This is a genomic window from Paenibacillus sp. FSL P4-0081, assembly GCF_000758565.1.
In the GTDB taxonomy this organism is placed as follows: Bacteria; Bacillota; Bacilli; order Paenibacillales; family Paenibacillaceae; genus Paenibacillus_AQ; species Paenibacillus_AQ phytohabitans.
The window spans coordinates 3268856-3294332 of the sequence record NZ_CP009280.1 but is presented as its reverse complement, the minus strand read 5'-3'; the positions used below and the strand labels follow the sequence as shown (position 1 = coordinate 3294332).

Sequence of the window (25477 nt, the reverse complement as noted above, 5' to 3'; positions counted from 1 at the left end):
TTAGGTGATTATTAGCGGCCTAGCTGCAATGCCAGATAGTTGTTCTTAATATAGTTATATCCCGAGTATACAGTCATGCCCAAAGCGCCATACATCAGTGTCTGGCTGACCGGAAACGAAGTGAACAGGCTGAACGGAGCATCATTCAACAGGATTGCCGAGATGGCCGCAACCTGCAGCACCATTTTCCACTTGCCATATCTGTCAGCTGATAGAGCCAGTCTTTGCGCTGAAGCAGCGATCCGGATGCCCATCATTACAATTTCCCTGGCCAAGATTACAAAAGCAATCCAAGAAGCGATCAAATGCAGGCATACCATCAGGATTAACGCAGCGGCAATGAGCAGTTTGTCTGCCAGAGGATCAAGCAATTTCCCGAAATTTGTGATCTGATTATATTTTCTTGCGATATATCCATCCAGCTTGTCTGTAGCAGAAGCCACAATAAAGACCAATGCCGCATAGAAAACCCCATGTATTTCAAGATGTTGCAGGACTGCCGATTTACTAACTAAGGCTTCAGGATAAATAGGAAAGAGTGCAATGAACAAAGGAATCAGCAGTATCCGGAATAAGGTGATACGGTTAGCGAGATTCATTTTTTGCCTCCTACGATTTGTTGATCCAGACTACAGCTTCAGCTTCTGAATCAGCGGCATGCCGATCCGCCGGAGCACCTGCTCCAGAAATGACCAGCCGCAGCGGTTCAGCCAGGAAGTGTCCTGGTCGTACACGGCAGAATATTCTATGGCCCCCACCGCTCCCCGATTGCGTTTGAACTGGCCTACACCAGAGCTCTCATGCAGCAGTAGACCGCGGCTTCCGGCAAGCCCGATCAGAACGGCAGACAGCATACGGTAGAGTCCGACAGACTGGGGCAGAGCTGTGTCATAGCCGAAGAGCGGCGCTGTCATTGCGCCATCCCGCTCATAGAAGCCAAGTACCGCATCCAGCCTTCCTTCCTGTTCATGCCGCAGCCCGTAGATCTGCAGCGTCCCCCGCTCCAGTGCCAAGGCAATGAAAGCTTCTGTAAACTGCGGGTTATACGCCGAATACTTGTCAATGTACAGCAGCCTATACAGCTCCACAATCCGGTTAATATCCTCTGGTTTAATTTCAGCCGGGGATACTTCGGTGTACCCGTGTTTGGCCAGCAGACTATGGTCGCGTTTAACGAGCCATCTGGCTTTGGAGCCGGTGCTGTTCTGCTGCAGCAGGTAAATCTGCCGGCTTGGCACCAGCTTGCAGCCGTACCCGCGCAGACTGCCGATGAGGTCTCCTGAAGTTTCTATACTGAGCGAGCGGTACATAATCGTATAGCCGGGATAGGCGTGACGGAGATACTCCAGCAATTCCGTCAGCTGACTGGCGCTGAGCGCAGGATACAGATTGGTGGACAGCAGCCAGTTATTAACCTGAATCACCCGGTTGAACCGTCCTTGTCTCAGCAGCCAGCCCATTCCCCCCAGCATGATGGATAATGCGCCTTCAAGCATCCGGTTGTTCAGCAGAGCAAGCTCCTCGCGCGCATAACTGACATAATGCGTATAGGGGGAACACACATATGAATTATCATAATTGCCATCGTTGACCGTAACCGGAACCGGGATCCCGTCCACTGTCAGCACCTTAACGATGGTATGGACGTTGGAGATATAATATTCCGTATCCCGTTCCAGCAGCGGAGTAATATACGCGCGGGCATACCGCCCATATTCTGTATCCGGCCATTCCAGCTGATCCACCGAATGGCGGTCATATTGAATTACTCTGCTGTTCACAGCTTCCAGCCCCTCTCCACCCGGCGCAGCTTCTGCCTGCCGGGAGTGAAGCTGTACGCTCTGAATTTCAGCTGCGGAGGAATACAGGACAGCCGAGCGAACAGACGTGACAGCTCGCCGGCAATCAGCGGCTCCGTATCTTCCGTGCTGCCCGGCCGTGTGCGGTACGAGATCTCCAGCTCAAGCAAGCTATGCTGGATAACGCGGTAATGCTCAATATCTGCAGAGGCTGCCAGTACTGCCCGGGTGATGAAATCCGGAAACACCGTGACCATTTGGCCGTCTGAAACATGCGGCAGATACAGGATATCATCACAACGGCCTTCAATCCGCTCGATCGCTGTAAACAGTGAACCGCAGGGACAAGGCTCAGCCGCTTCGGTCAGAATATCATTCAGCCGGTAGCGGACTATAGGCTGGACGGATCTGGAGAAATCGGTCACGACCGGTATGAACCGCCGGGATGCCTCATCAAGTACTTCCTTTTCAATATGTACGATGTCCTCATTGAGATGCAGTGTCCCATGACTGCAGGTAGCGCCAAGAAAGCCCTCGGTGCATTGATAAGCCTGATGCACCTTCTGTCCGAAAGTACGCTCAATATGCTCCCGGTCCAGCGGGTCCAGCACTTCCGCGACAGCGATGATTCTGCGCGGCTGCAGATTCAGGCTGCCTGACTGCCGTGCTTCGGCTAACAGTCTCAGCATGGAAGGCGGTGCGATCCAGATATCCGGGCGGTACTGCTCCATCCGGGCCATGAGCTGCGGAAGCGGCTCCAGCAGATCGAAGTACTGGAACTGCAGCCGGCCCTGCTCCACGGATTCATACAAATTGCTGTTTGCCCGCAGGAAAAAGGCAATCCGCGCACGTCTCCACAGTCCCCCGGGCAAAAGCTTGGCCAGCACGGTGCCGGTCCAGGCTGCCTGTTCGTCTTCTCCGACGAGGAAGATCCCCCGGCTGCCCGAGGTTCCTGAGGACAAACCAACAGTGACGCCTTGAAGGGTAGGCTTGAAATCCCTGCTGTTCTCCGCTTCATAGGCTTCAGCAAACGCCTGTTCCTTCGTGATACCCGCTGTATTCAGGTCATCGAAATTCCCCATCATCAGTGACTTCTCAATCACAGGAAACTTCCGCCATTCAGCCGCCGGAATGCCTCCCCACAGCTCCCTGTAGAACCGTGAGCTCTCCCTTACCTTGTCCACATGGCGCCGGATGCGCAGCTCCTGCCACTGCTCCAGCTCTGCTCGGTTCTTCCAGCGCCGGCCCCATTTGGTGAGAATATAATGTGTAATGACTAGCCTCATCCGCTTCATTTCACACTTCCCGTTCCCCAGAGCGCAAGCGCCTCGCGGCAATGGCTCGGTACGATCCGGATATCCGGAAACCGCTCATGGATCTGGCGCAGCCGTTCAAAATTCTGTTTGTACTCCGCGCGGCTGGACATGATCAGGCCGGCTGCCGGATGCGGCTTGCGGTTCTCCCGGAACGCCCGGCTGGACCAGACCGTATCCGCGCAGAGCAGATAATCATGTTCCCCGGTGGAGACGAACAAGCCAATCATGCCGGCGGCATGGCCTGACATCTCCACCGCCAGCAGGCTTCCGTCTCCAAGCAGATCATACGCCTCCGTGAACGGAAGCCCTTCCGGCAGCTGGCGCATAGCCGAATACTCATCTACGGGCAACGAACGGACGTTGAAGTCCTCCGGCAGCAGTCCCGGCAGAAATCCTGCCTTCGTTGCCCGGACCGGACCCAGTCTGCTTACGGCATCGTAGGATTTACGCAAATAGATAAACTTCGCCTGCGGGAAATCCTGCACCCCGCCGATATGATCGGCATGGAAATGAGACAGCACAACATAACGAACATCCTCCGGAGCAATCCCGCCTTCCTGGAGCCGCCGCGCAGCACTCTCTTCATCTGTATACACTACTGGCGTGATCCGGCGGTAGAGCGAAGCCGGCATACGCGCTGTTTCCTGAAAGAACCGGGCACTATAGCCCGTATCGAACAGGATTGGGCCATGCTGCGGATGCCGGATCAAGGCATAGCCTGCCGGAAAACGGGCGGGCTTAAGCGAACCTCCCCGCAGTGTCAGCAGTTCAGGATGCAGGCAATATCCCGCAGACAATATAGATAATCCAACCGGTATCTCTGTAATCATTGCTGTTCCCTCCACCATTCTGCGAAGTTACGAAGACCTTCGTCTAAGGTCACGCGCGGGTGATAGCCAAGCTGCTCCCGGGCCTCCGAAATATCCAGTGTCTGGGAGATTCCCAGCGCGGCTGCCGAATAACGGGTGAGCAGCGGTTCTCCCAGGAAAGGCAGCAGCCTGTGGACACCCTCCATCATCCCTGCTGCGGCATAAGCGGCAGCATACGGCAGCCGCCTGGTATGCAGAGGAATATCAAGCAGGGAGAACAAGCTGGTCATCAGGTCCCTGAACATGACCGGCTCACCGTTGGTAATGTTATAGGCCCGCCCGGAGGCAGAGTGCGGGGCTTCACAGCAGAGCAGCATGGCATCGATTACGTTCTCCACACAGGTAAGATCAATTCTTGCCGTTCCGTCGTTCATCAGCGGAACACCCTTGGTCTCATTAGCCGCAAGCAGCCGCGGGAAGAGGGCATTGTCCATCGGGCCGAAGATCGCTCTCGGCCGGAGCATAAATGCTGTAAGCCCGTGCCCTGCTGCCTGCTCCACTACCCGCTCGGCCATAAGCTTCGTCGCGGCATAAGCATTGGCCGGCTTCCCGGGCAGCGGGTCACTCTCCCGGATTCCGAAGCGGTGACGCTGGCTGGAATACACGCTTGGTGTAGAGATATGAATCAGCCGCCCTACACCCTGCCGCTTGCATCCCTCGGCAATATGGCCTGTCGCTTCCACATTGCATGCATAGAAGTCCCGGTATTTCCCCCAAGGCGAAGACAACGCCGCACAGTGGAATACGAAATCCATCCCCTGACAGGCACGGTCTGCCGTTTCAGCATTCCGCAGGTCCCCGGGAAGGAATACCGCTCCTTCCTTCTCAAGCCGTCTCCCAAGCTCAGGATTCCGTCCCTGCCCGTAGACCTCCCAGCCCAGCTTAACCAGTCTGCGTACGGTATGCTGCCCCAGAAAGCCGGTCGCCCCTGTCACCAGTGCTTTTGTCATCCTTCACCATTCCATTCTATATCTTCTGTCAGCGCTTCTGTAATTGAAATCCGGTGCCGCCAGGCAGTCTTCTGTGCGGCATAGACCACACGGAACTGCTCGCGGAAAGGACGCTGGTCATCCTTCCGGCAGATTACATCTTCTGCCCCGCGCAATGCCCGTCGCCAATTGCTCCAGCCCCCGCGCCCCGGCTTCAGTCCGCAGCCGAGCATGGGCAGAGTCAGCATAGCTCTTCGGCCTGAGCGCGGAATCAATACCTCTCCGGTCTGCACAAGCATACCGGGGTTCAGCAGAGCCTCAGTTAGCCCTTCCTCCGGGGTGAACAGATGAATCCCGCTGGTCGCACGCGGATTGCATTCAATCGGATACAGAATTCCATCCTCCGACTCTATAAAATCAAACCCGATCTGGCCGCTGAAGCCAATAACTCCGGCAAACCGCTGCACCCATTCCTGTGCCGCTGGGTGGTCAAGATGCTCGAAATATACACTCGCACCGCTCCGGCCCGTCCGGTACCTGCTGTCATACGCTGCATGCGCTACTACCGAGCCTTCATACACGATACTGTAAGTACAGACTGCCTTGCCCTTGATATACTGCTGTGCCACCCAGGGTGCAGCAGCGGAAATACCGGACGGAGGGGGGATTTGTCGCTGCTTCTGGCTCCGGGACCCTGCGTCATCACCGTTACCAGGCAGGATCACTTTAGAGGCAAACCGGGAAAAGGCCGGTTTATAGACCTGCTGTTTACCTTCCGCCGCAGCAATCTCTTGGGTCCGGTGCCACTCGGCAGCGCTGCTAATTAGGGTAGTCTCCGGGACGGCAAATCCAAGAGAGCGGACCCAGTCAATGAACTCCCCCTTGTGATGCAGCCGCGCCAGGATCTCACGGCAGGGAGCAAGCACCCGGCAGTCGGTTATATGCTCAAGTCCAGCAGCGATATAGAATATCTCTTCGCAGGTGGGAATCAGACAGTTAATATTCAGTTCCTCCGTTAATCCGGCGAGCCGCTGAATATAAGCCTGTGGCTGATGCCGGGGAGAAGGCACAAGGAAGCTGGCCTCGACAGCGGAGGACACCCGGCACAGATGATACTCTGCGCTTTCCGCAACGAAGACCCGGTGGCCTGCTGCCTTGAACAGCCTGGCCAGCTCCAGGGCTACCGGGGCGCGTCCGCCGGTAATCAGAATATTCTGATCAATAATCAATAATCATGCCTCCCAAAGACAACCCTGCCGCTGTACCAATCAGCATAATCCGGTCTCCGCGTGTAATCCGGCCCTGCCCTATCGCTTCATGCAGTCCCATCGGTATGGATGCCGCAATGGTATTGCCATGTCCTGCTGTATTGTCGAGGAACCGGTCCTCGGCAATTCCCAGCTTCTTGCGCAGCAGCCGCATAGCCATGGCACTGCCCTGATGAGGAATGACCAGACGGAAGTCACTCATCTGATTACCCGTAGCTGTAAGCATTTCACTGATGAAATCCGGAAGCAGCTTCGAAGCCTTGCGGAAGATGGCCTGCCCGTCCATATGGAATAAATAAGGCACCGCATTCTCCGCAGTGAATTTCTGGGCATGCAGCCTTGTGCCGCCCCCGGCGATTTCCGAATAACGCGCGCCGCTGCTGTAGGTTTTGAGTGAAGCATGAAGAATCCCTGAGGCATCACCGGCTTCTGTAGGACCAATAACGACTGCCGCCGCCCCGTCACCAAACAGTGCCGAGCTCTCCTTATCCTCCCAGTTGAGCCCTGCCGATGCTATTTCTGTAGCAACCAGCAGTACATTCCTGTATCTTCCCGCTTCAACCATATATGACATAACATCAAGACCTACCAGAAAACTCAGGCAGGTCGCATCGATATCAAAAGCCGGAACGCCGGAATCTGCCTGTCCCATCGCCTGCTGAATAAATACTGCCGTACTCGGAAGCGGCTGCTCCTTGGTCCCGCTTGTACAGACCAGACAATCGATGTCCTCAAAGCTTAAGCCTGCATCGGCCAATGCTGCTTCCGCAGCTTTTGCCCCCATCATAGAAGCAGTTTCACCTTCACCGGCATAGTGACGGACGCCTACTCCGGTAATTTTATTAACCCAGCCCGCAGGTGTGCCAAGGACAAGATCAAGCTCCGCGTCACTAATCTCGCGTTCCGGCAGATATTTGCCTGTACCTTTTATTTTTACATGTCTAAGTTGCATCCTGCATCCCCTATCCTATGAGTACCTAGATGTCGAACTTTATATATTATTGTAAACTATAGATATATTCTACTAGATTTCCTGGCCAAGTCATATAAAAAGAAGCATAACACAAATAAGAACTAACGTTCTTCATTTTCCTTGACTATCCATTCCTTCAGGGTTATAGTAAATAAACAATAACACACGCTAAGCGGGAGAAGCACCTCGCAGGATCGGCAGTTCATGCCTTTCTTGGAGGTGCTTCTTTGTGTCCTATGGTGTTGTATTGGCAAATTAATGATGACAGGAGCGGAATGGAATGTTGAAATTGAACCGTTTTACCAGCGAGTTTGTAAAGAGAATCACGGTTATGCTGATCCTGCTGACACTTTGGCCTGGTGTTGCCCCTCAGGTTTCTGCTGCTTCAGACTGGGATTCAGCACTTGAAGAGATTCACAATCTTTATTCGGCTTATACGGAACTGCAAGTAGTGTTAAAGTCGGAAATTCAGCGGAATCAGGAGCTGCGCAAGCAGAATAATACGGCGCTCACAGCGGTTAATGCCAAGCTGCAATCCACAGATGCCGCCCAGCTTGCCAAGCTGCGTGCTGCAGCCGAAGCCATGCAGAAGAAGCATGCCCCAGTGCTGGAGCAATACACTTCACTTGGTAAACAGGCGGCAGCTGCGCGCAAGGCCAATAACCTGAAGAGCGCCACGCTCCTTGAGATCAAGCGCAATAAGCTTAAGCCGGCCGCAATTGCAGCGCGGGCTGAGGTAAAGGTCACAACCTCTGCACTAGCAGAAGCCAAGTCGCTTGCTGCTGCAAGAAATAAGCCTGCTAAGGATGCCCTTGCACCCATTGCAAATCTCAAGAAACAGATCACCGCCCAGAACAAGTTGTACTCAGCCATGCAAGCCGAAAGAAGCGAAGCTGACAAACGCTACAAAGCCGCCGTCAAGGCGGGAGATGCCACCAATGCCGCGGCTGCGATGAAGCTGTCTTACAGCAAAATGGGTGAGATCCGGACAATGACCGGACGTATGTACAGCTGGGAACAGCAGATCAGTACAGCACTCCGTTCCGCAGAATTGAAGCTGCCGAAGTAACTTGTCCCGCAGAATCAGAGCAGCTTCACCAGCCAGCAAATGATGTAGGCTCCCGGAACAAGCAGTGCTTGACCCAGCAGTGATCCCAGAAAGCGTGAGCCCATCAGCAGAACATAGATTTTGCCCAGCTGATCACGGTATTCCACATTTTCAGTCGCCTTATGGGTAATGATTCCGAGCTGCGGGTCGATGAACACTGTCAGCAGTATCGTCGCTAACCCGTTTATCAGACCCGAAGCCTGGGATGCAGTTGTGCTTAAGTCAGGCATTAGTTTGGCTGCATACATGGAGGATAACACCCCAACGGTATAGAAGGCCGTAACGAATATATTCATCACAATGAACCGTTTTGGAATACCCAGATAACGGAAGCTGCGCAGCCTTACCTTCGGCCTGCGGATATATTTCCGCGTATTCTTGAGCTGGCCGACGGTTACGCTGGTCAGGAGCTTCGGAATGGAGCCTTCAATCTCAAGCTTGGAGATGATTCTTCCGAACAGCCCTACGAAGGTAGGAAACAAGGCGATGGCTATTAATGTGCCCAGTGAAGAAGCCAGCATAATAATCCGCAGATAGTTGAGCAGCGGAAAGCTGTCATCTATTTTGCCATAGTCTACGAATTTGGCGGTTAAAGGAGCCTGTACCATATTAGCCGTTCTGGAGACCAGCACAATGATACCGGTCAGGGATAAGGCGATGGCAATCTTATTCAGCTTCACTCCGGCAAACCGTACCGAATACGATAACGTCTCAGCAGTGTGAATGATCAAGGTCAGCAGGCATACCACGATTAAACTGTTCGTCATTTGCAGTTACTCATCTCCAAATCAGGCAGCGTTCGGCTGATTACCGGCAGTCTCATTCCAAATTATTACATACCGGCATCGCCTCACTTAATATATATTCTTCCTCCTGTATATTCCAGAATCAATTTTGTAAGATTTGGTCAATTACATAGCAGAACAGAATTCCGGCCGTGTACCGGACCAGATCAATCCAGAGGAAGCCCTGGCCCAGAATCAGTCCGCCTGCTGTTGTCGAGCGTACATGTATAATCCATTCTGCCTGATAGAGCTGGCTGAACTCAATCCCGAAGCTGAAGCACAGGCTGAGTATAAGCGACACCTTTAGCGGATACCGGGTCAACAGCACCCGGAAGGCAAGATATATCATCCCTGCCCAGATCGCATCCCCAAAATGTCCGCTGACAAAGCGCGGCAGCTGGTCAGCGTATGCTCTGGTCCCAAGGCCCAGCATAACAGCGAGCATTACTGCGCCGCAGTAGATCAGTTTGGATCTTATTACCGGATTATGCAATGGAATTACTCCTTTGTATTGAAACTGCTGAATCCTATAGGAACAATATCTTCATTTTGCTTAAATGGCAGTGCTCTACTCAAAAATAACTTTCCGTGTATCAGCGGCATCGCTCAGAAACAGCTTTGGGGGATACGGGATGGCTAACTCAGGCAGTTCATCTTCCTTGAAGAACTCCAGTTCTTCCGCCTCCCCATCCATACTTCTCAGATGTCCTTTGACGATGACGCATTCAAACACAATCACCGTGTACTCCACCTGATCACCATTTATATATTCATATCTGTATTTCCCGCCGCCAAATACGCCGATGATCTGTTCCGGTGTAACCATCAGGCCGGTCTCTTCGAACACCTCTCTGCGGAGTGCTCTGGATGGTGTTTCTTCAGGTTCGACCGCCCCTGCGGGCAGCCCCCACAGCGTTTCATCTTTCTTGCGGATCAGCAGAATTCTGCCTTGTTCGTCCCGCACTACCGCCGCTACTGACGGCATCATTAATAACCCGTTGCCGGTATTGCCGCGCAGCTCCCGGTAATATTCAGACATTGGCATGAAGATTCCTCCTAAGATTGATTTAGCATTTTATTATAACCCTTCATTCTGGCCTAAAGCTCATCCTTGCGAAAAGAAACCGGATTAACCTTGAAGTCCTTCGGCTGATTCTCACAATCAGACAGCTCTACCTTGTAGAAATCTCCGCTATCGGCTATCCGGACCGCTTTGCATACATATTCTATTTTCCCATTGTACCCGGCCCCATCCCGGCTGCTATCCACCGTCCAGTGCACCACCTTACCGTCATCATATACATCATGAATAAACGGTCCGCTATCGACACCCCACCGGAGCATGGTAAGATTATCTCCCTTGCCTTCCTTAAATCTATGTATCATTTCTCTAATTCTGTCCAAATCCAGCTGATCAAAATGCGTAATCAAGTTACGCTGATCCCTGGCTAGAGGGACTGGCTTATTGATTTCCCGTATCCATAACCCTGAGAGTAAAACTATGATCAGCGCTTCCAGAATGATAATAGCCGGATAGTATTTCTTGAATTTCTTCATATTCCCTCCCGCTCCGGGGTATATTAGGCAACCCGTATACCTCTTATATTTGACACGGTTGTAAGATATTCCTTGTCTGTGCGTAATCCGAACAGATCCATAACGCAGTCCACTTCCTATATTTTTGGATATAAATATTTCTTAAGTCTTAAGGTTATCGTATGATTGCTTTAACAGCTAAAAAAATCAAATCAATCTGACGAGGAAAAAGGTGACTGAAATGGAACGTAAGATTGTAATCAAAACAAACACGAAGTCCTCATTACCCGCCGGCATTAGTATAGAATTCATGGACTACCTGTTTCAGGTTATGAATGAATATGATCAAACCTTAAAGGGACTTAAGAACAGATAAGAGTGAGTTCTTTTTCATCCTCAACAGAAATAGGCCAACCAAATTGCTCTGGCTGACCTATTAACACAAACATCCCCTAGACTAATTATCCCTCACCAAGCTCCAGCTGCTCCGTAGGATCCAGCTCCCTCAGCCCGCGCCGACGGGTACGGAAAGTCCACAGCAGATCTGCCGAGAATAGCAGCATAGCCAGCGGAATCACCGGTGTCCATACCTGCTCAACATGCAGATACAGGAAATGAACCAGCGGCTGCAAACCATAGATACAGGCAATAGACAACCCCCACCAGTACAGCGAGAATTTCAGGCAGATATGTCCCTGCAGCTGATATGGCATTCCCGAATAATCCCACCACTGCTTACGAAAAATACCCTTGAGCAGCCAGCCGCTGACAAACTCAACAGCCGACGGAACAATCAGGGCAAGCATCAGGAATACAGGAAGCGGAAGCCCAATACCCTGTCCCGTCAGCAGCAGCAGCGGCGCACAGCCGTACATGGGTTTGAACGGACCCTTCAAGAAGCCTTCTTTGCGGAAGGTGCCTGCGCTGTAGAGGTTATAACTGCCTTCAAGCACCCAGCCGAGGAAAGAATATACGGTGAAATAGAACAAATACGGACTTATAGCTGCCAGTGCATTATAACTATCTTGCAAGAGTACCGTTGTCATCGTGTTCGCTCCCGCCTCCAGCCCCAGTATTCACTAATGGAAGCTAGTATGCCTCCGGGAAACGGAGGTTATGACGGTAATTTCTGGCGGTCCTCACACGAACAAAATTACCCTAACGGGTGAATCAGCCCGTGCTATGCAGCCTTACAGCTAATGTAGATTATAAGCCATCTCACATTGCTCTTTTCTGACTGCTTTGTTTGGGGTAGCCTCCGGTAAAATCAGGGGCACTTTTGCCCCTTATTCCTGCCTGCGCCCACTTTCAGCTGATTCAGAGGGATTTATCCCTTTAATTTCCTCCTGCCTCCCGCTTTCAGCGGAATCAGAGGGATTTATCCCTTTAATTTCCTCCTGCCTCCTTCAGACGGACCTGCTACAATTTCCAGAGAAGCTTATCCACAACTGACGAATATCGTAATTTCCTATACAAAGAAAAAGCTGCAGGGTTCCGGTTAGGAACTGCAGTCTTTTATAGGAGTTAATGATTTAGGGCCGAATAACGACCACACTAGCCTTCAGGGTTCATTCCTTGTGCTGCTGTTCTCTCTGCATCTGCATTAAGGGCGGACCTTCCTCACGCTGGCTTCTCAGCGTTTCCAGCTTCATGTCGCTTCGCACACCGAAGCTCGATCCGTACTTCTTCTCGAGGTTGCCTGTCAGGGCATCACCGCGCTTTTGCCGATACCGGCCGTTCTCGTTCCGACTACGCATACTAGGTTTCCTCCCTGCAATTTGAATTGCCTGAGACCTGTAAACCTGCGATGATCTGGAGAATCAAGACGTGATGAGGTTGTACTTCTCTATAGTATACAGTATTTACTAAACCAAGCTCAATATGCCCATGTACATAAGCGTAAACAATCAAAAACCCGATACCCTCCTCGTAAGGAGAGCGTCCTACCAATGTGAAAAAAGACTGTCCCTTAGGAACAGTCTGCTGCATCCATGCGCAATGTATTTGACGCTCTAATTCTTCGGAAGCGGGTCGGGATGAGCGGATTCTGCCGGTTTGGCAACCCAGTCATCGGCTTCCGGTTCAATGTCCACACCATTTTCCATCTTTTTGCGTTCCGCGAGTGAATCACCGTCTTTATTCTCTTTGTTGCGGATGTCTGCTTCATTCTCGATATGATCTGGCATCTGAACTCCTCCTTATGCAAGCTGTGCAGGTTTTGAACTACTTAGTTATAGTTACCCGTTGACCTGTTTTGCAAACATTTTGGCTGGAGGTTATTTCACACGGCGCTCCCACTGATCCTGCCAGACTGATTGCAGGGACTCATACTGCTGAATCGCTGAGTTCCTGTCTTCTGCCGGATAGCTGAGAATGATGCTGTCATCACCAGGATCATCTTCCCCGTAAATTGCATAGTAGAAGCTGTTACTAGCATAACCGGGTGCCTTCTCCCCCTTCTGCAGGGCAAGACTCCATGCCATACTGCCGGAATCTGCAAATACCTGACCCAATACTTTAATTTCACCCCGCGCGGCCTCCAGGGCACAGATCATGAACCCCAGCTCCGAATTCAACTCACAGTATTCATACTGAACCCCGTTAACAGCAAGCTTGCCGGTGTAGGACCGGGTTTTTTCGGCATAAGCACCTTTCAGTGTTACAGTTACTGTCTTCTCATAACCCGCATCCTGCAGCTTATAGGCGGTTACCTGCATTTCCCGGTCCAGCCGGACCACCTTGGGTGCACTCAGGAAGCCGTAAGCAATAATTCCTGCCAGAATAAATACAGCAATACAGCCGTAGAGCAATTGTCTCAAACCGGCACACATCCCCTGTAAAAAGCTTCGCAAAGACCATTATTTAACAATAAATAAGCTCTTTGCGGCGGGCAAGATATTTTATCACTCAGCATACTCTTCATCCATACAGTTTCACTATTCGTAATACACGCGAAAAACAATATCCTGCTCGTAATTCCCGAACCCGCGTCCGAACAAGGTTAAACCGCCCCGCCTTCGGGTGGTGTCTTCTGCAGTTAACCTGAAGCTCCACTGGTCCTGCTGCCAGCCTACTTCATCAATGGTGACTGCAGAAATCTGCTGGCCGTCTATGTAAGTTCCCCCTGCATTAATCCTCAGCACCTTCAGCAACCCATACTGGTTCACATCGGAATTCCACCAGGCCGGAGTCAGCCTTCCGCGCTGCACACCGAAATCACCGGGACTGGTCCATTTGCCAAGCGGAATTCCGTTCATCGTAAACGCAATGTCTGAAGGCCATTTCTCATTGACATGCGGCGCTTCCGAGCCGACCTCCATCGAAATCTCAATCTCCTGTACCGTCTGGTCCATGAACAGATAGTTCGGCACCTTATATTCGGCATAGCCTTTGGCGAACCAGAGAATTCCGGCATCAACCCGCTCCGGGTCCAGGAAATAACGCGGATCATCATAATATCCGATCAGCTTCTCGGTGGTGGCAATGCCACAGGTCGGTGAAGCCTGAAGATCGGTATAATGCCCTACCGGCACGGAGACCTCAACCACCTTCCGGGCAATGCCTTTGGCTCCAGACAATTTAATCTGCAGAAAATTAGCGGAAAGCGAGCAGTATTTATACGTGCCGCCGTCAATCCGCTTCATTTGGGAGCTGACGATGCCTGCCTTCTGGAGCTTGGCTACGTGGGAGCTGACAATGGCGCTGCTTAGATACAGCCGGGCAGCGATTTCCTTGATATGCATCTCCCGCGCGCTGAGCAGATCAATAATCCGCAGCCGCACTTCACTGGCTAATGCTTCATATACCTTTAGCGATTCGGAATCCGTTGTTAAATACATCCTCTAACCTCCGCACTCTTTGAATTAGCATTTTTATTAATCCTAAATATTTTCATTGCTTAGTAGACGCTGTAATTCGTATGATGTAATCATAATACAGGATACTAGATTAATATTTTCATTAATCGTAATACGACTTCACTACAAAAGGAGCTTAACACAATGAGCATTCAATCCAAGATGATTGTCGACAAGGACTTCAAGCTGGCCGAGGTAGACCCGAGACTGTACGGATCATTCATCGAGCATCTGGGCCGGGCCGTTTATGGCGGAATATATGAGCCGGGACATCCAACCGCAGACGCTAACGGTTTTCGGGGTGATGCCCTGCAGGCCATCCGGGCTCTCCGCGTGCCAATCATCCGTTATCCCGGAGGTAACTTTGTCTCGGGTTATAACTGGGAAGACGGCGTAGGTCCCAAGGAGAGCCGTAAGCGCTCTCTTGAATTAGCCTGGTGGACTACTGAGACGAACCAGATGGGTACCAATGAATTTGCCGATTGGGCCAAGCAGGCCGGTTCAGAGGTCATGATGGCGGTCAATCTGGGCACCCGCGGGATCGATGCCGCAAGGAACCTCGTGGAATACTGCAACCACCCTTCCGGTTCCTACTGGAGCGATTTGCGGATCTCCCACGGGTATCAGGCTCCCCACAATTTCCGCACCTGGTGCCTGGGCAACGAAATGGACGGCCCGTGGCAGATCGGAGCCAAAACAGCCGTCGAATACGGCAGACTCGCGAATGAAACCGCCAAAGCCATGCGCTGGGTTGACCCTACCCTGGAGCTTGTCGCCTGCGGCAGCTCGGGCAGCTCCATGAATACTTTTGCCGAATGGGAAGCAACCGTGCTGGATCTCACTTACGATAACGTAGATTTCCTCTCCCTGCATACCTATTACAACAATAATGATGGAGACACGGCCAATTTCCTGGCACGCTCACTCGATATGGACCAGTTCATCGACAGCGTAGCAGCAGTATGTGATTATATCAAGGCTAAGAAGAAAAGCAAGAAAAAGATTTATCTGTCTCTGGACGAATGGAATGTGTGGAAAACGCAGGGGACCAGCCGCGCGCAGCAGCATTGGGAAATTGCCCCGCCGGAGTTCGAGGATGTCTATAACCTTGAGGATGCACTTGTGGTAGGCTGTTGCCTGATCAGCCTGCTGAAGCATGCGGACCGGGTGAAGATGGCCTGCATTGCCCAGCTGATCAATGTCATTGCCCCTATTATGACTGAGAACGGGGGGCCCCTCTGGCTGCAGACCACGTATTATCCTTACATGCACGCTTCAATCTATGGCCGGGGAACGGTGCTGCACCCGCTGATTACCAGTCCGAAATATGATTCCCGGGATTTCACCGACGTCCCTTATCTGGAAGCGGTCAGTGTATTTAACGAAGAGGTGAACGAGGTTACCGTCTTTGCTGTCAACCGTCATCTGGGCGAAGGTATGGAGCTGACCGTCGATCTGCGCAGCTTCGGTGCCGTTGAGGTGATTCAGCATACCATCCTTGAGCATGAGGATCTCCAAGCGGCGAACACCCGCTCGAACCCGGCGAATGTGCTCCCGCATAACCGCGGAACGGCGGCCGCTGACGGCGGCCGGGTAAGCGCCCTGCTTCCGGCAGCTTCGTGGAATGTTATCCGGCTGCGTGTCAACGGGTAATACCTTGCATTAATGGTACATGATCCAGGCAACAAACGGTCCGGCAATGGAGCCGACAATGGCGCATACCGTCATGGCCACAGAGCTCATGGACACCGACTGCTCACCGTACTCCAGGGCTTTGGCTGTGCCAAGGGCGTGGGAAGCTGTTCCCAGGCCGATGCCGATGCCGGACTCGCCGCGGATTCTGAACAGCTTAATAATATACGGCCCGCCGATGGCCCCCGTGAATCCGGCGATCATTACGAATACGGAGGTAAGCGAGGAATCTCCGCCCAGATTGCTGGAGATCTGGATGGCTACAGCGGTTGTGATTGATTTGGGCAGGATGGAGAGCACATACAGCTTGGAGAAGCCGAGTCCGGCTGCCAGCAGCAGACCGCTGAACATTCCGACGAGCAGTCCGGTCACCGTTCCGCCAAGAACGGCCGGGAGATTCTTCCACAGCACATGCCGCTGTTTGTACAGCGGATAGGCCAGGGATACAACCGCCGGTCCAAGCAGACGGTTAATCCAGTCGCCGCCGATCATATAAGTCTCATAAGAGATATGGAAGCCCATGAGCAGCACGACTACAGTGAACGTTGCGGTCAGTGCCGGCAGCAGGACAGGAAGACGGTAGCGCTTGTATAACATGGACATGAAGAGATAGATGAGAACATTCATCAGGACAAAACCAACGGCCAGCAGAATTCTCATGCTTCCTTCCCCTTCCCTTGCAGGCTGCGGGCACGATACGTCCGGCGTATCAGCCTTTTGGCGCTGCGGCTGGCAATCCACTGGCTGGAATGTGCCGTGACGACCATGGTCAGTACACTGCTGACCACCAGAATGCCAATCAGGAGAAGCCCTCTTCCGCTGAAGATATCCAGATGGTTCATAATGCCTGCGGTTGCCGGGATGAAGAACATGGGAAGATAAGCCAGAATAAAGGATGAGCCGTTCTCGATCAGCTTCACCGGAACAATCCTGAGCAGCAGCAGGGCGAATAGCAGCAACAGCCCTACGATACTGCCCGGAACCGGCAGATGCAGCAGCTTTTGCAAGTAATCTCCTGCCAGGAAGAACACATACAGCAAGCAGACTTCAGCGATAACGCGGATGATTTTCATATTGCAGGAATCCCTTCAATCTTGAAATGGCGGTCACAAGCAGCCTGTTACAAGTAACAAGCTGACTTATTAAGAGTAGCAGAATTTTCAGCAAGTTTTCAAACTTTTTTCGAAGCTTCTATGTATTTTCATAACTCGTCAAAAAAACAGATGCCGCCCTTATAAGGATGGCATCTGTTTTTAATTGGCTCACACTTCGCCTAAATTGCTGACGCGGCTGCGTTTAGACCCACTGAACCACCTGACCGGCCGTTTGACGGGTTTTGCCGCGCGGCTCATTAACCCGGTAACCAAAGGCCGCCATGCAGGCAATTCCGAAATGTGCCGGGTCCATTATCCCTTCCTCAGTCAGCACCTGCTCGATCTTTGCCTTGTCGAAGCCTTCAATCGGACAGGAGTCGATGCCAATCTGCGCCGCAGCAGTCATCATATTCCCCAGAGCCAGATAGGTCTGCCGTGCACCCCATTCAAATATCGCCCGCTCATTGCCTTCCAGTCCGAAATCGGATTTCAGGAACACATCATAGACCTTCCGCTTACCCTCGGCAACCTCCGGCGGCAGACTCTGCACATCCCGCATTATGCCCTGAATATACTCCGAATCCGCAGCCATATCACGCGGCAGTCTTGCGAGAATCAGCATGAAATGGCTTGCTGTCGGCAGCTGCTTCTGTGCACCCCAGGCATAAGGAAGCAGCTTCTCACGGATGTCCATACTCTGGACAATAACGAATTTCCAGGGCTCGAAGCCGAAGGAGCTTGGTGACAGGCGGCCTGTTTCCAGGATGAACCCGAAATCCTCATCGCTGATCTTTCTGCTGCTGTCGAATACCTTGGTAGCGTGTCTGTATGCATAGGCGGCCAGAATTTCCTGCTTGGTTGTTGCGGTTTCTTTTACTGTAGTATCCATTTCACATACTCCCTTTCAGTGTATCCTTCAGGTTGGAATTGACGTTATCCTGCTCACATGCTTATAGTAGTGGATAGATAACCATTCGTGAAGTACGCACATTTTTGTTATGTAGTATACAAAATGATACTTAAGGAGCGTGTTCGGTTATGCGTGACCGTAAAGGCGGTTTCGGAGCTTGTCCGGACGGCCAGGGCGCCGCTTGTCCTGTTGAATTCACCCTCGACGTCATCGGAGGCAAGTGGAAGGGTGTGCTTTTATACCATATGATGGATTCAACGAAACGCTTCAACGAGTTCCGCCGGATCTGTCCCGGCATCACGCAGCGTATGCTGACACTTCAGCTCCGTGAGCTGGAGGAGGATGGCGTGGTTCACCGCGAGGTGTATCATCAGGTTCCGCCGAAGGTTGAATATTCGCTGACCGAATTTGGCCGGACGCTGATTCCGATCATTAAGCTGATGAGGGATTGGGGCACAGAATACCAGGCGAAGCAGCAATCCGCAGACCGCTGCCCTCCTGGAAATGGACATTTAGAGGACGAAGCATAATGAATCCGGTGCAGCAACCCGCTGCACTTTTTTTGTACCGTTACCTCACGGTTGTTCAAAAAAATTCTCGGCCTTCTGCTTATGCTCCTCCTTCACCTGTCCGGCAATCGCCCGGATGCCTGCGGCAATGACCGCTGCATCATCCGTGAAACCGAGTCCGATCAGCGCATCAGGAATCGCGTCAATGGGTGAAATGAAATAGGCCAGCGCGCCGAATGCTATGCCTTTGGCCCATAACGGGGTTTTGGCATCAATGGCGCAGTAATACATGGCAACCGCATCTTTGGTGAACGGGATTTTGCCCGCCGCTTTCCTCGTTTTGCTCCAGAAGCTCTTCTTCACCAGTTGCTCATTCTTCTGGCTGTATTCGAAATTCTCCACGACCAGTTCCGCGGGAAGCTTGTCTCCATCCTTATTCATCTGCCATTCCCTCCCATTCCTTAGACTGCCCTCGCATTCTGACAACAGCTTAGCAGCTTCATTATAACCTTTACACCAAACACCCGCCGCTAATCAGCCTTCCGGTAATTAATCTTTTAACCCAGATGCTCCCGGAAAAAGAGTACCGTCTGCCTGCGCTGATATTCGCTGACCTCATGCCCGGAGAACGGATAATCCATCATCTGCTTGGGTGACCCGATACGGTTATAGGCAGCATAGATGGTCTCCGGCATGCACACAGTATCCTTCCAGCCTGCGGACATCAGAACTGGTACGGTGAACCGGTGCGCCAGATTAACAATATCGAAATAAGCCAGGTTCTGCAGCACCCGCTCCAGATGCTCCGGATAGCGCTTCAGGTAATCGGCAATCTCTGTGAGAGAGCTGGTTGAATTCAGCACTCCGAAGTCCAGGCGGCAGAGATTCGGAATGTCTGCAGCCACTGCAGCAACCCGGCGGCTCAGTGCCCCGGCCAACAGCGCAATCCCGCCTCCCTGGCTCCCACCGGTGATGCCAATACGCTCGGGATCAACACCAGGCAGCTGTGCTGCGGTCTCAATGGCACGAACCGTATCTATCGCTACAGCCACATAATAGGAACGTTCCTTCTCCAGCAGCCCCTGGGTGATCCAGCCTCTGACTATACCTTCTTCCTGCGGCAGCAGATTGCCGGTCTCTCCCAGTTGTCCACGCACATCCACGGCGAGCACAGCATAGCCAAGCATTAGAAAGTGAGCATACCGTTCCGGATACCCCCGGTCGCCGGTGTAACCGGGAAACGTAACAATACACGGCAGATCTCTCTGCACACTTGTGTCAGCAGCAGGCCGGATGTACCAGGCATGGATGGTCGTTTCCCCATAACCTGTATAGCTTACTTTGCTAACCTCCATGCCCGGATATGGAGTTTCTTCAGGGATTATGGTAACATCCAGCGGCAGTTCCTCATCTTCGGCGAGCAGATCATTCCAGAATTCGTCAATCGTTTCCGGGTCCAGCGTAGGCTCTGGACGGCAATTCTCAAGCTCCTGTTTGCGTTGCTCAATAGCATTCATTCATCGGTTCCTCCTGTTTCTCATAAACTTCTTTATCATTGCAAGACACTGTAAGCGCATTTAATATTATAAATATAAATCCATAGAATTCCAAAGGAGATGTTATTCATTCGTTACGGAACCTTGGCACATACAGCGGGCTGCCTGCCGCTCAAAGAATTGACCGCCACTCTACAGACCTACGATATTGACTTCGTACAGCTCGCCCTGGCCAAAGCCATTCAGGATATCGATCTGTCTCCCGGCAAGCTGAGCCCCGGCCTGGCCTCCTATATCGGTGAGCAGTTCGACAAAGCCGGCATCCGCATTGGCGTACTTGGCTGCTATATCAACCCCATTCATCCCGATCCTGCCATCCGGCGGGTAGAGATTGACCGTTTCAAGGAGCATTTGCGTTATGCCCGCCAGTTCGGTGCACCTATGGTCGCTACAGAGACCGGCGCATTGACGACTTTTCAGGAATTCGATCCTTACCGGTATGAAGAAATCGGCTGGGACGCCCTCAAGGCAACGGTCGAGGAGCTGGCAGAGGAAGCCGAGAAATGGGGTGTATTCCTGGCGCTTGAAGGAGTCTGCACCCATACGCTGTCCTCTCCGGCCAAAATGCGCCGTATCCTCGACGAGGTTCCTTCCAGCTCCATCGGTGTGGTACTGGACCCTTGCAACCTGATTGGCGAAGAGGTGCATCTGCAGGATGAGATCGTAGACAGTGCATTCAGCCTGTTCGGCGACCGGATCATTCTGGCCCATCTCAAGGATATCTATAAGGACGGAACCCGGATCCGCCATGGCGCTTCAGGGCAAGGGCTGTTCCACACCACAGAGTTCCTGAACAAGCTGGAGGCACACAAGCCGATGATCGACGTTTCGCTGGAAGAAGTAACTGGCATAGATATTAAGGACACTGTTACCCTGCTGCGCAATCTGCGCCACTAATCATAAGCTGCCAGTTCAGGAGACGTGCTTCATCCTCCTGCAGTGACTTTGGCAGCGCTACAATCCGGCCGGTATGTCAGGGGTGATCCCTCTGCTGTACCGGCCAGTATTTTTTATATACTCCAGCTGTAGCCCTCCATTCCTGAGCCTCACTCCATAACCCCCATTTGCTGCAAATACGCCGTATATCCGGTACTTTTCGCTAACTGCTGAATAAAATAGTATACATACCGCAGGTTCGCAAGCGATTCTCGAGCCAGAAAGGAAGGGATCATACATGAGATTCACTTTCCCCATTCTTACCTTATGCCATGGCGGGGCACAACGCATGCTCGTGGAGCTCACGAATGGTCTTACTGCCAGAGGGCATCAGGTGGTGATCCTCATGCCGCTTGGAGGCGATGTTTCTTATGAAGTCCATTCCACTCTGCTGATTACCGATTATACGCTGCTCCGTGAATCCGATTTCCCGGTCAGCGATATTATCGTTTCGAATTTTTATACAACGGTTCCGGTATCACAGGCTGCAAGCCAGAATGGCAAGGGCATCCATATCCGCCTGTCCCTGTGTTACGAACCGCTGTTTCTGCCGCAGAATGAGGTATCCTTTCCCTCCTATCATACCACCGATAAGCTGATTGTTCTGTCCCAGTGGCAGCAGGAGTTAATTGAGCTTGGTCACGGCATTAGCGGAAGCATTGTGCCTGTAGGGATCAGCTCCTCTTTTCAAAATATGCATATCCGCCACAAGCTTCAGGAGCCGCTGAACATTACCGCCATCCTGCGCAAAGTGGAGAACGGCTTCTCCTGGCACCGTGAACAGGATTATCTGGTGAAGCAGCTTGATATCGTGAAGCATAATGTTCCGGGGGTAAATATCAATTTCATCAGTCCGCCGGATGAGTTCTACAGTTCGGATTCACTGCAAAAAATGAAGGCCAGCGGCAAATACCGCTTTTTCACGCCCCTGAATGATGATGAACTCTGCTATCACTATAACGGGGCCGATATTTTTGTCAGCTCCAGTATTTTCGATACCGGATCTTTGCCGGGCCTTGAGGCCATGCGCTGCGGTGCTGCGCTTGTGTCCGTATACTCGGGAGGGAATCTGGAATATGCCCGCCACGAAGAGAACTGCCTGCTGTCCTACCGGTACGAGAACCGGATTGCGGAGGATGTCATCCGGCTGATTCAGGACCCTGCGCTCCGTGTCCGCCTTGCCTCCCGGGGGGAAGCCGATTCCCGGGCCTGGACCTGGGAGAACAGTGTCAGGATTATGGAGCAGACCGCGCTTGGCTTCCTGACTGGAAATCCAGTAAACACTCCGCCCAAATCAGCGCTTCTGCAAAGACTAGGCGGCTTCAGATTGCGCAGGAAGTAATCCTGCTCCGGACACGGAAATACAGAAACAGGCCCAACTTGGAAGCACATGAGTTGGACCTCTTCTGTATGTCTGCATCCGCTTAAAGTATGCTTCAATTTCCGAAGATAACATCCTGTTTGTCTAGCCGCGTGTCATTCCACACCGCCGCCAGTGTATCCGGGAAGATCGTTGCCGCAGTAATGTAGTCACCAATCAGCACTGAAGGTATCGGTGAGCTTCCATTCGGATTGGTGGATACATCGGACACTCTACGGTTCGCGAAGGACAAGCCGCTGTTGATGGATTCAGCCACAAACACATCCAGCAGGAAGCCGTTCAGCCGGTTCGTATAATAGATTACACGCACCGTTCCATTGGACGGCGAAACGGTGATCGCAGGCGAGAAGTTCTGCGACCCCGGCGGTGCGCCGGTGATGCTGACCGGCTGCGACCATAGCAGGCCGTCCGGTGAGCGGGAGAAGAATATATCCGCATAGCCCAGCCGGAAATCATTCCACACCGCATATACGAAACCTGCGAAGGGTCCGGGTGATATATCGGCTCCAAGGGCCAGATTCGTCTGTACCCGGAAGGCATAATTCGGGACAGGCAGCGGACTAGGTACCGGGACTGTATTCGCCAGGAAGGTAGCTCCCCGGGTTACTGGAGGGCTAAACGTAACGCCTCCATCCTGGGAGACCCGGATATAGGCATATTTCGGGCCTGGCCCGAGCTGGATATAACCCACATATACCTGGCCCGCAAGCCCGACAATCAGAGCCGCCCGTTCCAGGTCGCCCCTTGGATCGGATATGCGCTGCGGCGGCTCCCAGCTCATGCCCTGATCCAGCGAACGCTGGAAGAAGATGGCGGCATTGGTCGCCAAATAATACAGCGGCGTATAGCCCACATAAGCATGACCCCGGTACGGGCTGGAGGGAGAACGGTCGACCGCAAGAAAGGGTTCGTCGTTATGAACGTATAAACCATACCCCCGCTGGACGATCACCGGCGGATTGAAGGTCAGCCCATTGTCAAAGGTGGTATACGTTGCGATTGTCCCGTCATTGAACTCATTAAAGAAGTGGACAGCGACGATAAACGTATTCGGAAACGTATAATCAATTGTCGGTGCCTCCGCGCTCATAAATCCCGGAGCCTGCGGCAGAATTGTCGCTGACCAGGTCGCTCCGCCGTCTATGGAACGGTAGAAGCCGGTCAAAGCTGTACCGGTACTGGAATCTACCGCTACCGCACACATAATATTAGGGTCCAGTTCATTAACCGCGATTGAAGGCTCAATATGATTGCCTGGCAGTCCTGCGGTAATATTGACATTCGCCAATAAATATCACCTCACTTCAAGTAGGAATAATGGACAACCGGTCAATGTATGTAAGCTCAGGCTGAAGGATTTGCTCGATGATATTTCCGGCAGCATCTAGTGCAAATACATTCACGATTGTGTTGACTGCACTATAAAAGTTGATCTGTGCTTCGTAATAGTTAGCAGCATTCACCGAATACGTCTGCACAACCAGCTGCTGGGGATCCACTTGAAACAAAGCCTCACCCACTGGTACCCGCGTGAAGCTGCTGCCGATGAAATGAAAGATCTGCAGATTAATATTAATGGCTACGATAATGGAATCATTCAGGCAGGAAATTTGAATCCGGTCGATATGTGACGTTCCGGCGGGCGGATTGTATACCGCTCCCGTTGTATAGGGCATAATTCCCGTACTCCTTCCCGGCTTCTGTCAAGCAGAGCATTCATGATTAGCCTTTCTCTTCTCCTCTCTTAACAACAGGCTGCATATCTCTCCATTTCTATGTATATGTAGACCGTTATTTGTCCAATGAGCAAATATATGTAAGAAGGTTGTGATTGGCTAATGAGGAGGACTGAGAAACCCCTATTTGAGCAGATCAGGCGGTTTCACTGCCCAATCGGACCGAGAATCCTTTATAGGTCCCGTTACGCCGCATTTCGGGCCCCAATGAACAATATAAGCGATTCTCAGTCCGCTTCGACGGCAAGGTTGAGTGATCAGCTAATAAAGCCGGGGAACTCCATCCCCGGCTTTATGCTAAGAAACCGACAGCCCCGAGAACACAAGCGGGCCTATAATGGTCGGCGGATTCATGCTGCTAATCGAGGAGGCAATGAGAGCATATCCATAGTAACCGGCGGGAATACCACTATCAGTGAATTCTAGATGAATGGCTCCATAATTACTCCCGGCCCAGGAGCTGGACCTTGCAGTGAATATCTGTACCGCATTACGAACAATTGTAATGATCAGATCCGAAGTATTGGGACTACTGTTCTGCAGACCAAACGTTGCTTCCAGCAGTACTAAACCGTTAGCGCCGACGGATACCCCGAATTGTCCCAGGACAGTACTGTTTGGCAGACTCATTACGGGAAGAGTGGCGGATTGACTGAAGCTCGACGGGACACTTTTGCCGAAATCAATAATGTTCATTCTCGCTCACACCATGGAAAGGCCCGAGAAATCCACGGGACCAATCAGATTAACAGCATTTTGAACAGAGGAGTTCACAAGTGAGACCGTTAAGGTGTAAGCGAAATACCCTGCCGGAAGACTGGCATCCACATAAGAAAGACTGACCAGATCATATTGCCCGGTGCTAAGCGCCGTGGTCCGGAGTGTGAATACGGGCGCCCCTGCACGCAAAATAGTAAATAACAGGTTGGGACTGCCTAACACGGTTTGCACACCTATAGAAGCATTAAGCAGTACGCTCCCGCCTTGAGCAGTCGCAAGCCCGAACTGGGTGAGCGTATTGCTGGCCGGAGCAGCGAGAACCGGTATAGCAATCGTTTGGCTGAAGCTGGTAAGTGAACTTTTGCTGAAATCAATAATTTGGGTCATCCCCTAACCTCCCAGTTACAAATTCAATCTCGTATATAATATGGTGAATTTAACTTACTGATTGGACTAACACCATTCCGGCACATCATCGGCCCGCATGAAACCATGACATCTAT

Annotated in this window: 30 protein-coding genes; 5 read left to right on the top strand and 25 right to left on the bottom strand. The window is 52.0% G+C overall.

Annotated features, from left to right (window positions below):
* Window positions 1-11 precede the first annotated feature (11 nt).
* From pgsA to P40081_RS13615, 7 genes are read right to left on the bottom strand one after another with little or no spacing between them, the layout of a single operon-like run.
* On the bottom strand, window positions 12-599 hold the full coding sequence (gene pgsA / locus P40081_RS13645; RefSeq protein WP_042136127.1) for a CDP-diacylglycerol--glycerol-3-phosphate 3-phosphatidyltransferase: 588 nt from the start codon (window positions 597-599) through the stop codon (window positions 12-14).
* A 30-nt stretch (window positions 600-629) separates the two neighbouring features.
* Window positions 630-1781: a GNAT family N-acetyltransferase gene (locus tag P40081_RS13640; RefSeq protein WP_042136125.1), complete on the bottom strand. Its 1152-nt coding sequence runs from the start codon at window positions 1779-1781 to the stop codon at window positions 630-632.
* Window positions 1778-3085: a F390 synthetase-related protein gene (locus P40081_RS13635; RefSeq protein WP_231575415.1), complete on the bottom strand. Its 1308-nt coding sequence runs from the start codon at window positions 3083-3085 to the stop codon at window positions 1778-1780. The genes P40081_RS13640 and P40081_RS13635 overlap by 4 nt, the downstream gene beginning before the upstream one ends.
* A gap of 5 nt (window positions 3086-3090) precedes the next feature.
* The gene (locus tag P40081_RS13630) at window positions 3091-3945 is read right to left on the bottom strand and encodes an MBL fold metallo-hydrolase (RefSeq protein ID WP_042136122.1); all 855 of its coding nucleotides are present in this window, start codon (window positions 3943-3945) and stop codon (window positions 3091-3093) included.
* Window positions 3942-4934 carry an NAD-dependent epimerase/dehydratase family protein gene (locus P40081_RS13625; RefSeq protein ID WP_042136120.1) on the bottom strand — a complete coding sequence of 331 codons (993 nt, stop codon included), beginning with the start codon at window positions 4932-4934 and terminating at the stop codon, window positions 3942-3944. Before P40081_RS13625 ends, P40081_RS13630 begins: the two co-directional genes overlap by 4 nt.
* Entirely contained in the window at window positions 4931-6142 is a 1212-nt protein-coding gene (locus P40081_RS13620) for an ATP-grasp domain-containing protein (RefSeq protein ID WP_042136118.1), read from the bottom strand. Before P40081_RS13620 ends, P40081_RS13625 begins: the two co-directional genes overlap by 4 nt.
* On the bottom strand, window positions 6132-7133 hold the full coding sequence (locus P40081_RS13615) for a beta-ketoacyl-ACP synthase III (RefSeq protein ID WP_042136116.1): 1002 nt from the start codon (window positions 7131-7133) through the stop codon (window positions 6132-6134). Before P40081_RS13615 ends, P40081_RS13620 begins: the two co-directional genes overlap by 11 nt.
* A 301-nt stretch (window positions 7134-7434) precedes the next feature.
* Between P40081_RS13615 and P40081_RS13610 the strand changes: the two genes are divergently transcribed.
* Window positions 7435-8223, top strand: a complete 789-nt coding sequence (locus P40081_RS13610) for a hypothetical protein (RefSeq protein ID WP_042136114.1) — start codon at window positions 7435-7437, stop codon at window positions 8221-8223.
* A 14-nt stretch (window positions 8224-8237) separates the two neighbouring features.
* Here the strand turns inward: P40081_RS13610 and P40081_RS13605 are convergent, their stop codons facing one another.
* The 9 genes from P40081_RS13605 to P40081_RS13565 form a co-directional block, all read right to left on the bottom strand.
* Entirely contained in the window at window positions 8238-9029 is a 792-nt protein-coding gene (locus tag P40081_RS13605) for a lipid II flippase Amj family protein (RefSeq protein ID WP_039297192.1), read from the bottom strand.
* A 121-nt stretch (window positions 9030-9150) separates the two neighbouring features.
* Entirely contained in the window at window positions 9151-9540 is a 390-nt protein-coding gene (locus tag P40081_RS13600; RefSeq protein WP_231575349.1) for a ribosomal maturation YjgA family protein, read from the bottom strand.
* A gap of 75 nt (window positions 9541-9615) precedes the next feature.
* Window positions 9616-10092 (bottom strand): NUDIX domain-containing protein, encoded by a 477-nt coding sequence (locus tag P40081_RS13595; protein WP_042136111.1) that lies wholly within the window; start codon window positions 10090-10092, stop codon window positions 9616-9618.
* Between the two features lie 53 nt (window positions 10093-10145).
* On the bottom strand, window positions 10146-10604 hold the full coding sequence (locus P40081_RS13590; protein WP_042136110.1) for a DUF4362 domain-containing protein: 459 nt from the start codon (window positions 10602-10604) through the stop codon (window positions 10146-10148).
* 440 nt (window positions 10605-11044) lie between these two features.
* Window positions 11045-11629 (bottom strand): putative ABC transporter permease, encoded by a 585-nt coding sequence (locus tag P40081_RS13580; RefSeq protein ID WP_042136108.1) that lies wholly within the window; start codon window positions 11627-11629, stop codon window positions 11045-11047.
* Window positions 11630-12151: 522 nt separating this feature from the next.
* Window positions 12152-12340: a hypothetical protein gene (locus P40081_RS13575; protein ID WP_039297241.1), complete on the bottom strand. Its 189-nt coding sequence runs from the start codon at window positions 12338-12340 to the stop codon at window positions 12152-12154.
* Between the two features lie 255 nt (window positions 12341-12595).
* Window positions 12596-12769 carry a hypothetical protein gene (locus P40081_RS38985; RefSeq protein WP_179093583.1) on the bottom strand — a complete coding sequence of 58 codons (174 nt, stop codon included), beginning with the start codon at window positions 12767-12769 and terminating at the stop codon, window positions 12596-12598.
* A gap of 90 nt (window positions 12770-12859) precedes the next feature.
* A complete protein-coding gene (locus tag P40081_RS13570) occupies window positions 12860-13402 on the bottom strand; it encodes a hypothetical protein (protein WP_042136106.1) in 543 nt (180 codons plus the stop codon).
* Between the two features lie 117 nt (window positions 13403-13519).
* Window positions 13520-14422: an ArsR/SmtB family transcription factor gene (locus P40081_RS13565; protein WP_042136103.1), complete on the bottom strand. Its 903-nt coding sequence runs from the start codon at window positions 14420-14422 to the stop codon at window positions 13520-13522.
* Between the two features lie 162 nt (window positions 14423-14584).
* On the opposite strand from P40081_RS13565, the gene arfA reads away from it, so the two are divergent.
* Window positions 14585-16093 carry an arabinosylfuranosidase ArfA gene (gene arfA, locus P40081_RS13560; RefSeq protein ID WP_042136102.1) on the top strand — a complete coding sequence of 503 codons (1509 nt, stop codon included), beginning with the start codon at window positions 14585-14587 and terminating at the stop codon, window positions 16091-16093.
* A 9-nt stretch (window positions 16094-16102) separates the two neighbouring features.
* Here the strand turns inward: arfA and P40081_RS13555 are convergent, their stop codons facing one another.
* The 3 genes from P40081_RS13555 to P40081_RS13545 all read right to left on the bottom strand — a co-directional run bounded on the left by P40081_RS13555 (window position 16103) and on the right by P40081_RS13545 (window position 18115).
* Window positions 16103-16792, bottom strand: a complete 690-nt coding sequence (locus P40081_RS13555) for an LrgB family protein (RefSeq protein WP_039297246.1) — start codon at window positions 16790-16792, stop codon at window positions 16103-16105.
* Complete coding sequence (locus tag P40081_RS13550) at window positions 16789-17205, bottom strand: CidA/LrgA family protein (protein WP_042136100.1); 417 nt, start codon at window positions 17203-17205, stop codon at window positions 16789-16791. Before P40081_RS13550 ends, P40081_RS13555 begins: the two co-directional genes overlap by 4 nt.
* A gap of 223 nt (window positions 17206-17428) precedes the next feature.
* Entirely contained in the window at window positions 17429-18115 is a 687-nt protein-coding gene (locus P40081_RS13545; protein WP_042136098.1) for an NAD(P)H-dependent oxidoreductase, read from the bottom strand.
* Between the two features lie 149 nt (window positions 18116-18264).
* Here P40081_RS13545 and P40081_RS13540 point away from each other — a divergent pair, with 149 nt between their 5' ends.
* Entirely contained in the window at window positions 18265-18666 is a 402-nt protein-coding gene (locus P40081_RS13540) for a winged helix-turn-helix transcriptional regulator (protein WP_042136096.1), read from the top strand.
* Between the two features lie 45 nt (window positions 18667-18711).
* Here P40081_RS13540 and P40081_RS13535 read toward each other — a convergent pair whose 3' ends face one another.
* Both P40081_RS13535 and P40081_RS13530 read right to left on the bottom strand, forming a co-directional pair.
* Window positions 18712-19086: a YkvA family protein gene (locus P40081_RS13535; protein ID WP_042136095.1), complete on the bottom strand. Its 375-nt coding sequence runs from the start codon at window positions 19084-19086 to the stop codon at window positions 18712-18714.
* A 116-nt stretch (window positions 19087-19202) separates the two neighbouring features.
* Window positions 19203-20162, bottom strand: coding sequence for an acetylxylan esterase (locus P40081_RS13530; RefSeq protein ID WP_042136093.1), 960 nt, complete (start codon window positions 20160-20162; stop codon window positions 19203-19205).
* A gap of 99 nt (window positions 20163-20261) precedes the next feature.
* On the opposite strand from P40081_RS13530, the gene P40081_RS13525 reads away from it, so the two are divergent.
* A complete protein-coding gene (locus tag P40081_RS13525) occupies window positions 20262-21098 on the top strand; it encodes a sugar phosphate isomerase/epimerase family protein (RefSeq protein WP_042136091.1) in 837 nt (278 codons plus the stop codon).
* Window positions 21099-21375: 277 nt separating this feature from the next.
* Window positions 21376-22479, top strand: a complete 1104-nt coding sequence (locus P40081_RS13520) for a glycosyltransferase family 4 protein (RefSeq protein WP_063779794.1) — start codon at window positions 21376-21378, stop codon at window positions 22477-22479.
* 94 nt (window positions 22480-22573) lie between these two features.
* Here the strand turns inward: P40081_RS13520 and P40081_RS13515 are convergent, their stop codons facing one another.
* The 4 genes from P40081_RS13515 to P40081_RS13500 all read right to left on the bottom strand — a co-directional run bounded on the left by P40081_RS13515 (window position 22574) and on the right by P40081_RS13500 (window position 25361).
* Window positions 22574-23806 carry a beta propeller repeat protein gene (locus P40081_RS13515; protein WP_042136089.1) on the bottom strand — a complete coding sequence of 411 codons (1233 nt, stop codon included), beginning with the start codon at window positions 23804-23806 and terminating at the stop codon, window positions 22574-22576.
* Between the two features lie 16 nt (window positions 23807-23822).
* On the bottom strand, window positions 23823-24194 hold the full coding sequence (locus P40081_RS13510) for a hypothetical protein (protein WP_042136087.1): 372 nt from the start codon (window positions 24192-24194) through the stop codon (window positions 23823-23825).
* Between the two features lie 357 nt (window positions 24195-24551).
* Window positions 24552-24950: a hypothetical protein gene (locus P40081_RS13505; RefSeq protein ID WP_042136085.1), complete on the bottom strand. Its 399-nt coding sequence runs from the start codon at window positions 24948-24950 to the stop codon at window positions 24552-24554.
* Window positions 24951-24956: 6 nt separating this feature from the next.
* Window positions 24957-25361, bottom strand: coding sequence for a hypothetical protein (locus P40081_RS13500; protein WP_042136084.1), 405 nt, complete (start codon window positions 25359-25361; stop codon window positions 24957-24959).
* Window positions 25362-25477 lie beyond the last annotated feature (116 nt).